This window comes from Parahaemophilus parainfluenzae (assembly GCF_001055095.1).
Classification (GTDB): Bacteria; Pseudomonadota; Gammaproteobacteria; order Enterobacterales; family Pasteurellaceae; genus Haemophilus_D; species Haemophilus_D parainfluenzae_Z.
In genome coordinates this window covers 49171-63624 of the sequence record NZ_JVHG01000023.1, presented here as the reverse complement: position 1 = coordinate 63624, position 14454 = coordinate 49171, and the positions used below count along the sequence as shown (strand labels likewise).

General features: G+C 35.0%; 15 protein-coding genes. 13 read left to right on the top strand and 2 right to left on the bottom strand.

All coding sequences use genetic code 11. The features are described 5' to 3' along the window. Positions 1-19 precede the first annotated feature (19 nt). Genes rfbA through ndk form a run of 13 tightly spaced genes read left to right on the top strand, consistent with a single transcriptional unit; the run spans position 20 to position 12688 of the window. On the top strand, positions 20-892 hold the full coding sequence (rfbA, locus tag ADA56_RS06075) for a glucose-1-phosphate thymidylyltransferase RfbA (protein WP_049369813.1): 873 nt from the start codon (positions 20-22) through the stop codon (positions 890-892). Position 893: 1 nt separating this feature from the next. Continuing rightward, a complete protein-coding gene (gene rfbD / locus ADA56_RS06070; RefSeq protein ID WP_049369812.1) occupies positions 894-1778 on the top strand; it encodes a dTDP-4-dehydrorhamnose reductase in 885 nt (294 codons plus the stop codon). A 33-nt stretch (positions 1779-1811) separates the two neighbouring features. Next, positions 1812-2354, top strand: a complete 543-nt coding sequence (rfbC, locus tag ADA56_RS06065; RefSeq protein WP_049369811.1) for a dTDP-4-dehydrorhamnose 3,5-epimerase — start codon at positions 1812-1814, stop codon at positions 2352-2354. A 13-nt stretch (positions 2355-2367) separates the two neighbouring features. Continuing rightward, a complete protein-coding gene (locus tag ADA56_RS06060) occupies positions 2368-3144 on the top strand; it encodes an ABC transporter permease (RefSeq protein ID WP_152671327.1) in 777 nt (258 codons plus the stop codon). A 6-nt stretch (positions 3145-3150) separates the two neighbouring features. Next, positions 3151-3894, top strand: a complete 744-nt coding sequence (locus tag ADA56_RS06055) for an ABC transporter ATP-binding protein (RefSeq protein ID WP_049369809.1) — start codon at positions 3151-3153, stop codon at positions 3892-3894. Between the two features lie 14 nt (positions 3895-3908). Continuing rightward, positions 3909-5810: a rhamnan synthesis F family protein gene (locus tag ADA56_RS06050; protein ID WP_049369808.1), complete on the top strand. Its 1902-nt coding sequence runs from the start codon at positions 3909-3911 to the stop codon at positions 5808-5810. A 4-nt stretch (positions 5811-5814) separates the two neighbouring features. Continuing rightward, positions 5815-6627, top strand: a complete 813-nt coding sequence (locus tag ADA56_RS06045) for an NAD-dependent epimerase/dehydratase family protein (RefSeq protein ID WP_049369807.1) — start codon at positions 5815-5817, stop codon at positions 6625-6627. A 10-nt stretch (positions 6628-6637) separates the two neighbouring features. Next, a complete protein-coding gene (locus tag ADA56_RS06040) occupies positions 6638-7687 on the top strand; it encodes an acyltransferase family protein (protein ID WP_049369806.1) in 1050 nt (349 codons plus the stop codon). Beyond that, positions 7680-8564, top strand: coding sequence for a glycosyltransferase family 2 protein (locus ADA56_RS06035; protein ID WP_049369805.1), 885 nt, complete (start codon positions 7680-7682; stop codon positions 8562-8564). Before ADA56_RS06040 ends, ADA56_RS06035 begins: the two co-directional genes overlap by 8 nt. A gap of 9 nt (positions 8565-8573) precedes the next feature. Continuing rightward, positions 8574-9503 carry a glycosyltransferase family 2 protein gene (locus tag ADA56_RS06030; protein WP_049369804.1) on the top strand — a complete coding sequence of 310 codons (930 nt, stop codon included), beginning with the start codon at positions 8574-8576 and terminating at the stop codon, positions 9501-9503. Beyond that, positions 9500-10918 carry an undecaprenyl-phosphate galactose phosphotransferase WbaP gene (wbaP, locus tag ADA56_RS06025; RefSeq protein WP_049369803.1) on the top strand — a complete coding sequence of 473 codons (1419 nt, stop codon included), beginning with the start codon at positions 9500-9502 and terminating at the stop codon, positions 10916-10918. Before ADA56_RS06030 ends, wbaP begins: the two co-directional genes overlap by 4 nt. 38 nt (positions 10919-10956) lie before the next feature. Then, on the top strand, positions 10957-12258 hold the full coding sequence (gene pepB / locus ADA56_RS06020; protein WP_049369802.1) for an aminopeptidase PepB: 1302 nt from the start codon (positions 10957-10959) through the stop codon (positions 12256-12258). 10 nt (positions 12259-12268) lie between these two features. Continuing rightward, positions 12269-12688, top strand: coding sequence for a nucleoside-diphosphate kinase (ndk, locus tag ADA56_RS06015; RefSeq protein WP_049369801.1), 420 nt, complete (start codon positions 12269-12271; stop codon positions 12686-12688). A gap of 47 nt (positions 12689-12735) precedes the next feature. Here ndk and ADA56_RS06010 read toward each other — a convergent pair whose 3' ends face one another. Further along, positions 12736-13467: an ABC transporter ATP-binding protein gene (locus ADA56_RS06010; RefSeq protein ID WP_049369800.1), complete on the bottom strand. Its 732-nt coding sequence runs from the start codon at positions 13465-13467 to the stop codon at positions 12736-12738. Further along, complete coding sequence (locus tag ADA56_RS06005) at positions 13460-14437, bottom strand: FecCD family ABC transporter permease (protein ID WP_049369799.1); 978 nt, start codon at positions 14435-14437, stop codon at positions 13460-13462. Before ADA56_RS06005 ends, ADA56_RS06010 begins: the two co-directional genes overlap by 8 nt. Positions 14438-14454: the final 17 nt, after the last annotated feature.

Sequence of the window (14454 nt, the reverse complement as noted above, 5' to 3'; positions counted from 1 at the left end):
CTCTTTTAAAGGTATCCTTATGAAAGGTATTATTCTTGCAGGCGGTTCTGGTACTCGCCTCTATCCCATTACTCGAGGTGTGTCTAAGCAGCTTTTGCCTGTTTATGATAAACCGATGATTTACTATCCACTTTCAGTATTAATGTTAGCGGGTATTCGTGATGTTCTTATTATTACTACCCCTGAAGATAATGAAAGTTTCAAGCGCTTATTAGGTGATGGTTCAGACTTTGGTGTGAATTTACAGTACGCAATTCAACCAAGTCCAGATGGTTTAGCTCAAGCATTTCTTATTGGTGAAGAGTTTATCAATGGTGATAGCTGTTGCTTAGTATTGGGCGACAACATTTTCTACGGTCAACACTTTAGTCAAATGTTGCAAGAGGCAGTTAAACAGCCCCGCGGTGCAACAGTGTTTGGATATTTAGTGAAAGATCCTGAGCGCTTTGGTGTAGTGGAATTTGATGAAAACTTCAAAGCGGTTTCGATTGAAGAAAAACCAGTTCAACCAAAATCAAACTATGCTGTAACAGGTTTATATTTTTATGATAACCGTGTGGTGGAATTTGCAAAACAAGTCAAGCCCTCTGCTCGTGGAGAATTAGAGATTACTACTCTTAACGAAATGTATTTAAACGATGACTCACTCAATGTGCAATTGCTTGGACGAGGTTTTGCTTGGTTAGATACTGGTACACACGAAAGTTTACATGAAGCGGCTTCATTTGTTCGTACCATTGAAAAGGTGCAAGGTTTACAAGTAGCATGTTTAGAAGAAATAGCATGGCGTAATGGTTGGCTCACTTCAGAACAAGTTGAAAAACTAGCGAAACCAATGACGAAAAATGAGTATGGTCAATACTTGCTTAGAATAATTAAGGAAAAAAAATAGTGTGGCAAAATTCCTAATCACAGGGGCAAATGGACAAATAGGTTTCGCTTTGACACAAAGATTAAGGATTGAAAAAGGTCATGATATATTAGCTTTAAAACATAGCGAGCTTGATATCACGAATAAAAATGCTGTACTGTCTTTGGTTGATTCGTTTAAGCCGAATATTATTATTAATGGGGCAGCTTATACTCATGTGGATAGAGCTGAAACTGAAGAGTCACTGGTTCATGACGTTAATGTAAAAGGTCTAAAATATTTAGCTGAAGCTGCAAATAGAGTTAATGCAAGTATCTTACATATATCTACTGATTATGTATTTGATGGATATAAAAAAGGTAAATATACAGAAAGCGATATTACTTGCCCCTTAAGTGCTTATGGCAAAAGTAAGGCTGAGGGAGATAAGGTGCTTCTTTCCCTTTTTTCAAGAGTAATCATTTTGCGTACTTCTTGGGTTTTTGGCGAACATGGCAATAATTTTGTGAAAACTATGCTTCGCTTAGCAAGAAAACACGATACATTAAACGTTGTTGCGGACCAAATTGGTGGGCCAACTTATGCTGGAGATATTGCTAACGCGTTAGTTCAGATTGCCGAAAAAATTATTAGAGGCGAAAGTATCGAATATGGCATTTATCATTTTAGTGGAGAGCCCTATGTTAGTTGGTGTGATTTTGCTAAAGTTATTTTGGCTGAGGCTGTTTCACAAAATGTATTAGAGAAAGTTCCTTTTGTAAACGAGATTACCACTGCGGATTATCCAAGCCTGGCTAAACGGCCAGCCAATACTTGCTTAGATTTAACTAAAATTCAGCAAGCGTTCGGAATTAAACCAAGTGATTGGCGAAACGCGTTGAAAAATATTAAGGCTTATGCAGAATAAGAAGAAAATACGTTGAAAATATAAGGATTCATAATGAAAGTTATTAATACTAAAATCCCAGATGTAAAATTATTAGAACCTCAAGTGTTCGGTGATGAACGTGGTTTCTTTATGGAAACCTTTCGTGATGAATGGTTTAAACAAAACATAGCAGATCGCACTTTTGTACAAGAAAATCATTCAAAATCGGTAAAAGGAGTGTTACGTGGATTACATTATCAAACTGAAAATACACAGGGTAAGTTAGTACGGGTAGTGTTTGGTGCCGTGTTTGATGTTGCAGTCGATATGCGAGAAAACTCTCCTACATTTGGACAATGGGTAGGTGAAATTTTATCTGCTGAAAATAAACGTCAGCTTTGGGTGCCTGAAGGGTTTGCACATGGCTTTTACGTTTTAACTGATGAAGCTGAATTTACTTATAAATGTACTGATTACTATAATCCTAAAGCAGAGCATTCTTTAATTTGGAATGATGAGACTGTCGGTATTGAATGGCCTTTAGAGGGCGAACCGAGTTTGTCAGCAAAAGATTTAGCTGGGAAAATTTTAAAGGATGCGATGAAGTTTAAATAAGATGATATTGCTTATGAAACCATTTGTAAATCAAATTAAATATATCGAATTATTGAAGCAGTTAGTCCTTAAGGATATAAAACTAAAATATAGAAGAAGTTATTTAGGCTATATTTGGAGTATTTTAAATCCTTTGCTGATGATGATTGTATTAACAGTGGTTTTTTCAAACTTATTTAAATTCGATATTCCTAATTTTTCAGCCTATCTGCTTACAGGGCAATTAATTTTTGGTTTTGTTTCAGAAGCTACCTCTAGTTCTGTAACAGCTATTGTTCATAATGCTTCTTTAATTAAAAAGACATATGTACCGAAGTATATTTTTGTTTTATCTAAAATAACAAGTTCATTAGTTAATATGCTGTTTGCAATGATAGCCCTAATTCTTGTAATGATTTTTACCCAAGTAGAAATTACATTGAATGTTCTATGGGTTCCCATAATTTTCTTAGAGCTTTATATTTTTAGTTTAGGATTAGGATTCATTTTATCGGCTTCAACTGTATTTTTTAGAGATATTCAATATTTATGGGGTGTTTTTACTTCTATTTGGATGTATTTAACCCCTATAATTTATCCTGTGTCTATTATTTCTCAAGAATATCGTTGGTGGTATGATAACCTTAATCCTATGGTGAATTATGTTGAGCAATTTAGAGATGTAATTCTAAATAGTCAGAGTTTGTCAATAGAGTCTTTATCTCAAGGTTTTATTATATCGATAATTCTATTATTAGTCGGTATTTGGTTTTTTAATCGTAAAGAAAATGAATTTATACTTTATATCTAAATAATTATGAATGATATAGTGATCGAAGTAAAAAATGCTACAGTAAGATTTAATAAATCAGCTGAAAGTATTAGTGGTTTAAAAGAATATATTATTAAGATGTTAAAAAGAGAGCTAATGTTTCAAGAGTTCTTGGCACTTAAAAATATTAATTTTACTGTAAAACGAGGGGAGTCTTGGGGGTTGATTGGGAAGAATGGTTCAGGAAAATCTACTTTACTTAAATTAATTTCAGGAATTATCAGTCCTTACCAAGGAAATGTAACAGTCAATGGATCTATTTCACCATTAATTGAATTAGGAGCTGGCTTTGATCCGGAATTGACAGCAAAAGAAAATATTTTTCTTAATGGGGCTTTATTAGGCTATAGTAAAAGATTTATTGAATCTCATTTCCAAGAGATTGTTGACTTTGCAGAATTAAATGATTTTGTTGATGTTCCTATTAAGAATTTTTCTTCAGGTATGTCTGCTAGATTAGGATTTGCTATTGCAACAGTGCAGAAACCTGACATTTTGATTGTTGATGAAGTATTAGCTGTAGGTGATTTTGCCTTTCAACAAAAATGTAAAGAGAGAATGGAGAACTTGTTGAGTAATGGTACAACATTATTATTTGTTTCTCATTCAATTGAGCAAGTTAAAGAGTTATGCTCTAAAGCTATTTGGATTGATAATGGTGAAGTAAGAGCTATAGGGGATACTTCTTCTGTTTCTCAAGAATATATATCTTCTATGGTTAATAACTAAATCTAAGGAAAAAAATGAAAAGATTAGCAATTTATTTATTTTATGATCACGATGGAATAGTAGATGATTATATCCCATATAAACTTGAAAAATTAAAAGAATTTGTTCAGGATATCTGGTTTGTTTCAAATTCAGGATTAACTGTTGATTCGCGTAAAAAGATTCAACATTGCACAGATTATATTATGTGCCGAGAAAATGTAGGATTTGATGTCTGGGGATATAAAGAGGCAATTGAGAAAATTGGCTTCGATAAACTAGCTGAATATGATGAAGTTATTTTATTAAATTATACTTTCTTTGCGCCTATCTTCCCATTCTCAGAATTATTTGAGTGGTCAGAAAAGCAAGATGTTGATTTCTGGGGAATTTCGGATCATGCAGAAATAAAACCAAATCCTTATACGGGAACAGGTATTTTGCCTAAGCATATTCAATCACATTTTATTGCAATTAGAAAGACTTTATTAGTCTCTCATGAATTCCAAGATTATTGGAAGAATATGCCTATGATTCGTTCATATACTGATTCAGTATTAATGCATGAATCTAGGTTTACTAATCATTTTTTAACAAAAGGATATAATTATTCTGTTTATATTGATTCAGATAATTTCTCTGTAAATTACCCAACTTTTTTATCAATAGAAGATACGTTAAAACACCGCTGTCCTATACTAAAAAGAAGGCCTTTTTTTCATGACCCACTTTATCATGACGTAGAATGCTTATTTTTACGTAGAAGTATAGAGTATATTGAAAATAACTCTGATTATGATACGACTCTTATATTTAAAAATATACTTAGAACAACTAAACCTAAGGATATTTCGACTAACCTAACTTTATTGAAAGTTTTTGATTCACAGTGTGAAGAAGAAGTAAGATCAGATATTAAAATTTTAGTTATTGCGCATATTTATTATCCAGATATGCTCGATGAAATCGTTGGTTATACTAAAAATATACCTTGTTCTTATGATTTACTTATTACTACTTCTAGTACAGAAAATAAATGCAAGATTGAATCTAATTCAATATTGCGATCTAGTGGTGCAAAATCAATTAATGTAAAAGTAGTAGAGCAAAATCGTGGTAGAGATATGTCATCTCTTTTTATCACATGTAAAGAAGAAGTTTTATCAAATAAATATGATTGGATTTGTCGATTACATTCTAAAAAATCACCACAAAATTCCCATAATATGTCTCAACACTTTAAAGAGATGATGTATCTAAATCTTTTAAAAGATAAAGCTTATACATCTAAGGTATTAAATTACTTAGATAAAAATAAATCTATAGGATTTGCAATGCCTTCAATGGTGCATATAGGTCACCCTACTTTAGGCCATGCTTGGTTTACTAATAGGGAATTAGCTATAAAAATAGCAGAAGAGATTGGTGTTAAAATTCCATTTGATGACATTTCTCCATTTGCTGCATACGGTACTATGTTTTGGTTCAGACCAAAGGCATTGCGTAAACTTTTTGAATATAACTGGAAGTTTGAAGAGTTTAATAAAGAACCAATGCATTGTGATGGATCGTTGGCTCATGTTCTAGAACGTTTATTAGCTTATACCGCACATGATGCTGGTTACTTAGCATGTAACATTATGTCGTCAGAAATGATGGAGCTTAATTACACTAAGTTAGAATATAAAATGCAGAGATTAGTAAGTAATCTTTCTAATGGAGACATTCCATATCAAATTAGTCTGGCTCATAATGCTAAATATATGGTGGGAAATAATATTTCATCTGGAAATCCAAATATTAGCCGTTATTTTATAATTAATGTGGTTCGCCTATTAAAAAATCATGTATTAGGTAATTATCCTAAATTATCCAAAGTAACACGTATGCCATATAGAAAATTAAGACACTATTATCATAAATTAAGAGGACATTAATTCAATGAATATTATTGTAACGGGAGCCAATGGTTATATCGGTAGAAATGTCGTAAGAGGTTTATTAGATAAAGGACATCAAGTCACAGCAATGCTTTTTGATGGAGAAACACCCCATCATTTTTTAGATGGAGCAAGCTTATTTTATGGGAATATCTTCGCTTTATCTCAAGATAAAAAATGTGACTTAGTGAAAGATGCAGAATGTTTATTGCATTTGGCTTGGCAAGCAGGGTTTAATCATCGAGATCCTTCTCATTTAGCTAACGTGATGAAACATTATGAATTTCTCACATCTATGGCAGAATTAGGTATAAAAAATATCTCTGTTGCAGGAACAATGCATGAGGTTGGATACTTTGTTGGACCTATTGATGAAAATACACCTTGTAATCCTAGAAATCCTTATGGAATTGCAAAAAACTTCTTACGCCAAGCAATGTTTGATTTTGCTAGTGTAACGCCTGAATTAAATTTACAGTGGTTACGCTTTTACTATATTACAGGAGATGATCGTTTTAGTAATTCTATTTTTACGAAGATCTTAAAGGCTGAAGATGAAGGACAAGAGTTTTTTCCATTGAATAGTGGTGAAATGCTTTATGACTTTGTTGATATTAGAGAACTGTCAGAACAAATCGAAGAAAGAATTTCAAGCAAACAGTCTGGTATATTTAACTGTTGCTCAGGTAAACCAAAGAGTTTGCGAACAGCAGTAGAAGAATTTATTGCAGTACATAACCTGAAAATTAAGCCTAAATATAATGTTTTCCCTGCTCGACCTTATGATTCCATGGCTGTGTGGGGGAAAAAATAGGTAGAAATTTATGAAGGAAAAATTTTTCTATATTGATTTTATTAAAGTTATTTCTTGCATTGCCGTAATGTTATTTCATTTGGATATGCATTCTTTTTATGCAGATAATAATGCTCCGTTATTTTTTGGACTAAAATTTTTAGGAATGAATGTTGGAGATATCGCAGTATCTCTCTTTATTATATCTTCTGGTTTTGGTTTGGGGCTGTCAGCTAAAGAAAATTTTTCTCTAACCTCTTATATAAGAAAGCGATTTCTAGCTATTTATCCTTCGTATTGGCTTAGTTATGCTGCTGTTGCGTTATTATTTATATTATTGAGTAAGCCAATAGGTGAAGGTGTTCCAGGTATTAGGTTCTTGTTAACAATAATCGGTTTAGATGGACTATTCCTTTATAAGTTTCCTACTTTTTACTTGGTTGGTGAATGGTATACTGGATATATGTTAATAACATATATATTTTTTCCATTCTTATTTCTATATGGTTTAAAAAAGCCTTTGTTATCATTTCTCATTTTAATAGGATTAGTTGTTTCTTTGCACATAAAATATGGGGCTATATTTGAAATGTGGGAACCAATAAACCCTCTGATGCGATTACCAGAGTTCTTTTTTGGTATTTGTTTTGCTCAAAATATTAGAAAAGACAAGTTACTAAGAGGAATCTTGACAGTTGTTGCTCTAGCTATCCTAGTAAATACATCAATTTTACTAGATAAAATACCATATCATTTTGTGCTTATTATGGGTGGAATTTCTTTCTTTGTTATTATATCTAGCGTATTTGATATAATTTTTATTCCTAAATATATGAGGGAACTATTTAGCCAGTTATCTCGTTACAGCTTTCTAGCATTTTTAGTTCATCATCAAATTTTATTACTTTTTTATAGTGCATTTGATGTTACTCACTCAAATAATTTTGTGAAATTTTCTGTATTAATTACTGTAATAACATTAAGTTTTTTTTATGGTTACTTAGTCTATCCATTGGTTAATTACATAACAGAAAAACTAAACAATTTACTCTTTTATCGAAATAAAGAATTATATGGATAAAGCATTTAAATATGATGTAATTGTATGCACCTTCAACGGTGCATCTTTTATATCCTCACAATTAGAAAGTATTTTATCGCAAACCATTTTGCCGCAAAAAATTATTGTGTCTGATGATGGATCTTGTGACGAGACGCTTTCTGTTGTCAGAAATACCTTTGCTAATGCTAATTTTACTGCTTATGACATTATTCAAGGTCCGAGAAAAGGAGTGATTGCTAATTTTTTATTTGCACTAAAATATAGTGAAGCAGATTTTACCTTTTTAGCAGATCAAGATGACATTTGGCATATAAATAAAGTGGCTGAATTTGCTAAAATTGCCAAGCATAAAGATAATGCTATTCCAACGCTCATCTTTAGTGATGCGTGTTTGATTGATGAACAAAATAATGAAATTTCGCCAAGTTTTTTTACTTATCAGGCTTTAAGTGCGAAATGCTTAAGTGATGATTCGATTTTGTATAAAAACTGTGTGCAAGGCGCAGCTTGTATGATCAATCGAGCCTTACGTAATCTAGCACTAGATTCTTTATCTTATATTCAACTTTCTGAACTTTATATGCACGATTGGTGGTTGGCACTGTTAGCGCGCTATTATGGTGAAACACAATTTATAGATAAGCCTTTGCTAGATTATCGTCAACATTGCCAAAATCAAGTGGGGGTGTTTAACCATAAATTGCGTCTATTTTATTATTTTATTCGATTTAAGTCTTACTGGAAAAATATTCGTCAGGCAATCCGGCAAGTTAAAATGTTTGAACAATTTGCTACACAATATGGCAAACCACACTGTTTACCTCCCTCTTCAAAAAGAGAGTACCAAAGTGTGCCAAAATTAAAGCAGTGGCTATTATCCCTTTTGGTAAAATAAGGACGAAAAATGACCGCTCTTCAATTTGCATTATGTGTACCAACTTATAACGCGGGTAATAAATGGCAAGATTGGATCGCTGCCTATCAATCTCAACTCTTGAAAGCTGATAAAGTAATTGTAATTGATTCTTCTTCTTCCGATAATACGGCAGAACACGCAGATGAGTCGGGGTTCTTAGTACATTCTATCCCGAAATCAGAGTTTAATCATGGCGGAACTCGTAATCAAGCGGTTGAATTTGCCAAAAGTTTTGCGGATGTAGTGGTATTTATGACTCAAGATGCAATTTTGGCTTCACCAGATTCATTAGCGAATTTACTTGCCCCCTTTGTTGATCCTGAAGTAGCAGCTGTTTGTGGGCGACAGTTGCCGCATCATGAGGCAACACCGCTAGCAGTTCATGCTCGTTATTTTAATTATCCGTCTGAGTCCAGAGTGAGAACTATGGCTGATATTTCAGCGTTAGGTATCAAGACAGCATTTATGTCTAATTCTTTTGCTGCATACCGCTTATCTGTATTTGATAAATTAGGAGGATTTCCGGATAACACAATTCTAGCTGAAGATATGTATTTAGCAGCAAAAATGATTTTATCTGGATATAAAGTTGCCTACTGCGCTGAGGCAACAGTATTTCACAGTCATAACTACACACTAAAACAAGAATTCCAACGCTATTTTGATACAGGTGTATTTCAGCAAGAACAGAAATGGATTCAACAAAAATTTGGTAGTGCTGCTTCTGAGGGAAAAAGGTTTGTACTATCAGAATTAAAGTTTTTATCCATAAAGTCACCGCATTTAATTCCTAAAGCTATATTATCTACATGTGTTAAGTGGCTCGGTTTTAAATTAGGTTATTATTACTATAGATTACCTTATAAGTGGTGTAGGGTTTTTAGTATGCATAAAGGATATTGGGATAAAGTAACATGAATAGAGCCAATTTTATTAAGTTTTTTCAAATTTCTGTAGATTTTGTTTCTTTTTGGATTTCTATTTTTTTAGCATCCTTTGTTTTACTTAAATTTAGTAGGGCGAATGGTCAATATTTTCCCATAGAGCAGCTTTCATCTTTTATTTTTATTCATAGCCTTATGGGAGGATGCTGTGTTATTTGGTTTTGGATTCGTTTGCGTCATTACACCTACCGCAAGCCATTTTGGTTTGAGTTAAAAGAGATATTTAGAACATTATTAATTATTTTTGTTATTGAGCTAGCCATAGTTGCTTTTTCCCGTCTTTATGTTTCTCGTTATTTTTGGTCTATAACTTGGCTTTTTGTTTTTACTTTAGTGCCCTTGGGGCGAGTTTTAATCAAAAATTTACTTATCAAATTAGGATGGTATTTGAAAGAAACCATTATTATTGGCAATGGTAAGAATGCGAAAGAAGTATTTGATGCATTAAATAATGAGCCATATTTAGGGTTTAATATTAAATTGTTTATAAATACTGAAGAATATAAATCAGAGTTCATTGAAGGGGTGCCAGTTATGCGCCATAATCCTGAGTTGCTGATCAAACTGGTATCTCCAGAATTTACACAGTTTATTCTTGCTATAGATGAGGAAAATAAAGTAAAGCAGGATTTCTGGTTGCGTTATTTAATTCGAAAAGGCTGTCGTTCTATCTCAGTTATTCCTGATTTTCGAGGTATTCCGCTTTATGGTACGGATATGTCTTTTCTGTTTAGCCATGAAATGGTACTGTTTCGAGTAAATAATAACTTAGCAAAACGGTCTTCTCGATTTATTAAAAGAGTCTTTGATATATTGGGGGCCTCTTTTCTTTTGATTTTTTTATTTCCATTATGTATCCCATTGTATTTTCTTATTAAGAAAGATGGTGGAAAACTAATTTATGAGCATTCAAGAATTGGTCAGAATAAAAAAGAATTCAAATGTTTGAAGTTTAGAACAATGGTAAATAATTCTGATGAGGTTTTAGAAAGAATTTTAGCAACGGATGAAAATGCTCGTTTAGAATGGGAGAAAGACTTTAAACTTAAAGATGATCCTCGTATTACACCTATTGGAAGATGGCTAAGAGCTAGAAGTCTAGATGAATTGCCACAGCTTTGGAATGTTCTCAAAGGTGAAATGAGTTTAGTGGGACCTCGCCCAATAGTAAAAGAGGAGTTACCTTATTATCAGGAGGACGTTGATTATTATCTTATGGCAAAACCTGGAATGACAGGTTTATGGCAGGTGAGCGGACGAAATAATGTAAGTTATGATATTCGTGTCTATTTTGATACTTGGTACGCAAAGAACTGGTCATTATGGAATGATATCGTGATTCTATTTAAAACATTTAAAGTTGTATGGAAGAAGACCGGAGCTTATTAGCAAAGTAACTTATACAATAAATAAAGGAGAACAACCACATGCAAATTACATTATCAACGGCTCCCGCTTCGGAGAGTTGGGGCAAAGATGCTATTTTAAGTTTTAATCAAGATCAAGCCGTTATTCATCTTAAAGATGATGAAAAATCGAACCTTGTTTTAGTGCAAAAAGCGGCACGTAAATTACGTGGGCAAGGTATTAAAGATGTTGAGCTTGTAGGGGATGCATGGGAATTAGAAAATTGCTGGGCATTTTATCAAGGTTTTTACTCGGCGAAGCAAGACTATTCGATTGAATTTCCTCATTTAGATGATGAGCCGCAAGATGAGTTATTAGCGCGTATTGAATGTGGTGATTTTGTACGTGGAATTATTAATGAACCAGCCGAAACACTCACGCCAGTTAAATTAGCAGAGCGTGCAGCTGAGTTTATTTCTAAACAAGCCGAAAATTATGCCGATAAAAGTGCGGTCAGTTTTCAAATCATTTCTGGTGAAGCATTAAAAGAGCAAGGCTACCACGGGATCTTTACTGTGGGTCGTGGTTCTATTAATCCGCCCGCTATGTTGCAATTAGATTTTAATCCGACTAATGACCCAAATGCGCCGGTATTAGCTTGTTTAGTGGGCAAAGGCATCACTTTTGATAGTGGTGGTTATAGCATCAAACCAAGTGATGGTATGAGTACTATGCGTACCGATATGGGCGGCGCTGCATTATTAACAGGTGCGTTAGGATTTGCCATTGCGCACGATTTAAATCAACGAGTAAAACTCTATCTATGCTGTGCAGAAAACTTGGTGAGCGGTAATGCGTTTAAATTAGGTGATATCATCACGTATAAAAATGGTGTAACCGCTGAGATTTTAAATACTGATGCGGAAGGCCGTTTAGTATTGGCGGATGGCTTAATTGAAGCCGATAGTCAAAATCCACAATTTATTGTCGATTGTGCAACCTTAACCGGTGCAGCGAAAGTGGCAGTCGGTAATGATTACCACAGCGTGCTTTCTATGGATGATGCGTTGGTAAATAGCCTATTCCAAGCTGCCAAAGAAGAAAATGAACCGTTCTGGCGTTTGCCTTTCGAAGCGTTTCATCGTAGCCAAATCACTTCTTCTTTTGCGGATATTGCCAATACAGGCACTGCGCCAGTTGTCGCGGGGGCGAGTACTGCAACGGCATTTTTATCGTATTTTGTGAAAAACTATCAACAACGTTGGTTACATATTGATTGTTCGGCCACTTATCGTAAATCAGGTAGTGATTTATGGGCGGTTGGCGCAACCGGAATTGGTGTGAAAACTTTAGCAAATTTATTAGTAACGAAAGCAAGTTAAGTAGGATTTTATGGTAGAACGTACTTTTTCAATTATTAAACCTGATGCAGTAAAGCGTCATTTAATTGGTGCTATTTTAGGGCGTTTTGAATCTCAAGGATTCCGTGTCGTTGCGCTTAAAATGGTGCAATTAACTAAAGAACAAGCGGAAGGTTTCTATGCGGAACACCAAGGTAAACCGTTTTTTGAACCGTTGGTGGAGTATATGCTCTCTGGTCCGATGGTGGTTTCTGTGTTGGAAAAAGAAAATGCCGTAAAAGATTACCGCACTTTGATTGGTGCAACGAATCCCGCTGAGGCAGCAGAAGGCACTATCCGCAAAGACTTCGCGTTAAGTCAGCGTGAAAATTCTGTTCATGGTTCTGATAGTGTTGAAAGCGCAAAACGAGAAATTGCTTATTTCTTCGTAGATTCAGAAATCCAGCCGTAATTCATTTCTATAAAAAAGCACTTAGTGAATATCTAAGTGCTTTTATTTTATTGCTTTTCAATTTTTGAGATAGTCTTTTTTATTGGATCAATTTCAGCCCGAATATGAAAGGCTTTCGCTAAATTCTCCGCATTTAACACGGCTTGCGTCTCACCTACAGCTAACAATTTTCCTTTATCTAATAGAACAATTTCATCACAAAATTGATAAGCCAACGAAAGGTGATGAATTGCGACGACACACGTATGTTCCGGTGTGAGTGATTGAAGCTGTTCCATCATATCAATTTGATAATAAGGGTCGAGCGGTGCAATCGGCTCATCGACTAATAAAACAGGTGATTCCTTAATACAGCAACGAGCGAGTTGTACACGCGCTTTTTCGCCTCCAGAAAGTTGTTGGAAAGGTTTGTCGAGCAAATGAGCTACCGCAAACTTTTCTGAAAACGCTTGAATTTTTGACCGCTCTTTTTCTTTTGGTAAGGTCGCAGCTAAACCTAATGCAATCACATCATAAACGGATAAATCCCAATGAATTTGCGTATTTTGTGCAAGGTAAGCAATGTGTTGGCTTTTTTCGGTTGCGTTCATCTTACTTAATGGCTGATCATCAAACCAAACCTCCCCTTGTTTGAGGGGCAGGATACCCGCAATGGTTTTCAATAAGGTGGATTTTCCCGCCCCATTGGCACCCATAATGCCAATCAATTTACCTGATGGAAGCGTACAGTAGATATCATTTAAGCAATAAGATTGGGTGAGTTTTTCAATTCTAATCATAGATTTTTCTCTGTTGCGTTAATAACATCCAAATCAAGCAAGGTGCACCGATAAGTGCAGTCAATGTGCCGATGTAAATATGTGAGAACAGCGGGATATATAAAATGGCTAAATCGGCCAGTAACAGCAATAATGCCCCGATTAACGCACTCGTAAGGTAAAGTTGCGATGGACGTGCTTTCAGTAAAATACGGGCGAAGTGTGGCGCGATTAAGCCGATAAAACCGATGGTACCGGTTTGTGGAATGGTTGCACCGACTAATAAGGCCACACCAAAGGTGCTGATGAAAAAGCTACGTTTCGGATCTACGCCCATGGTGCTCGCAGTTTCTTCACCAAAGGTGAGTAAATCTAAGTATCGACGAGTGTGGTATAAGCAGAAAACCCCTGCCAGAACAATCGGGAGTGAAATAAGCAGGGTATCTAATTTCGCCCACATCAATGAGCCTTGTAGCCAACGATAAAGTTCAGCTAATGCCCATGGGCTTTCTGCGTTGGATAGCAGTAATGCAATTGCTGAACCAAGTAACATATTGACCGCTAGCCCGCTTAGAATCATCATCGTGGTGCCGTAGTTTTTAGCAATCAAATACACGATTAAAAAGCTTAAAAGCGCACCAATCACACCACCGGCTAAGAGCAGTGAAAATGGCACGGCAAAATAATAGAGGATAAATACACTAGCGGCTGTTGCCCCAGCGCTACTGCCGAGTAAGCCTGGACTCGCTAATGGGTTTTGGAAAATACCTTGCATCGCATTGCCGGCAATCGCGAGACTTGCTCCCGTCAATAAAGCTAAACCAATGCGTGGAAAACGAATATCCCACAGCACCATCGAACGCATATCGGTGAGCACACCATCAGCATTTTTGAGATGGGCAAAGTCGCCGATCTGATGATAAATCGCAAAGCCGCTAATCAACAGCAACGCTAAGAAAAGTGCGGTATTTAATTTTAGTGTTTTGGTCAATGATCAATTTCCTATGT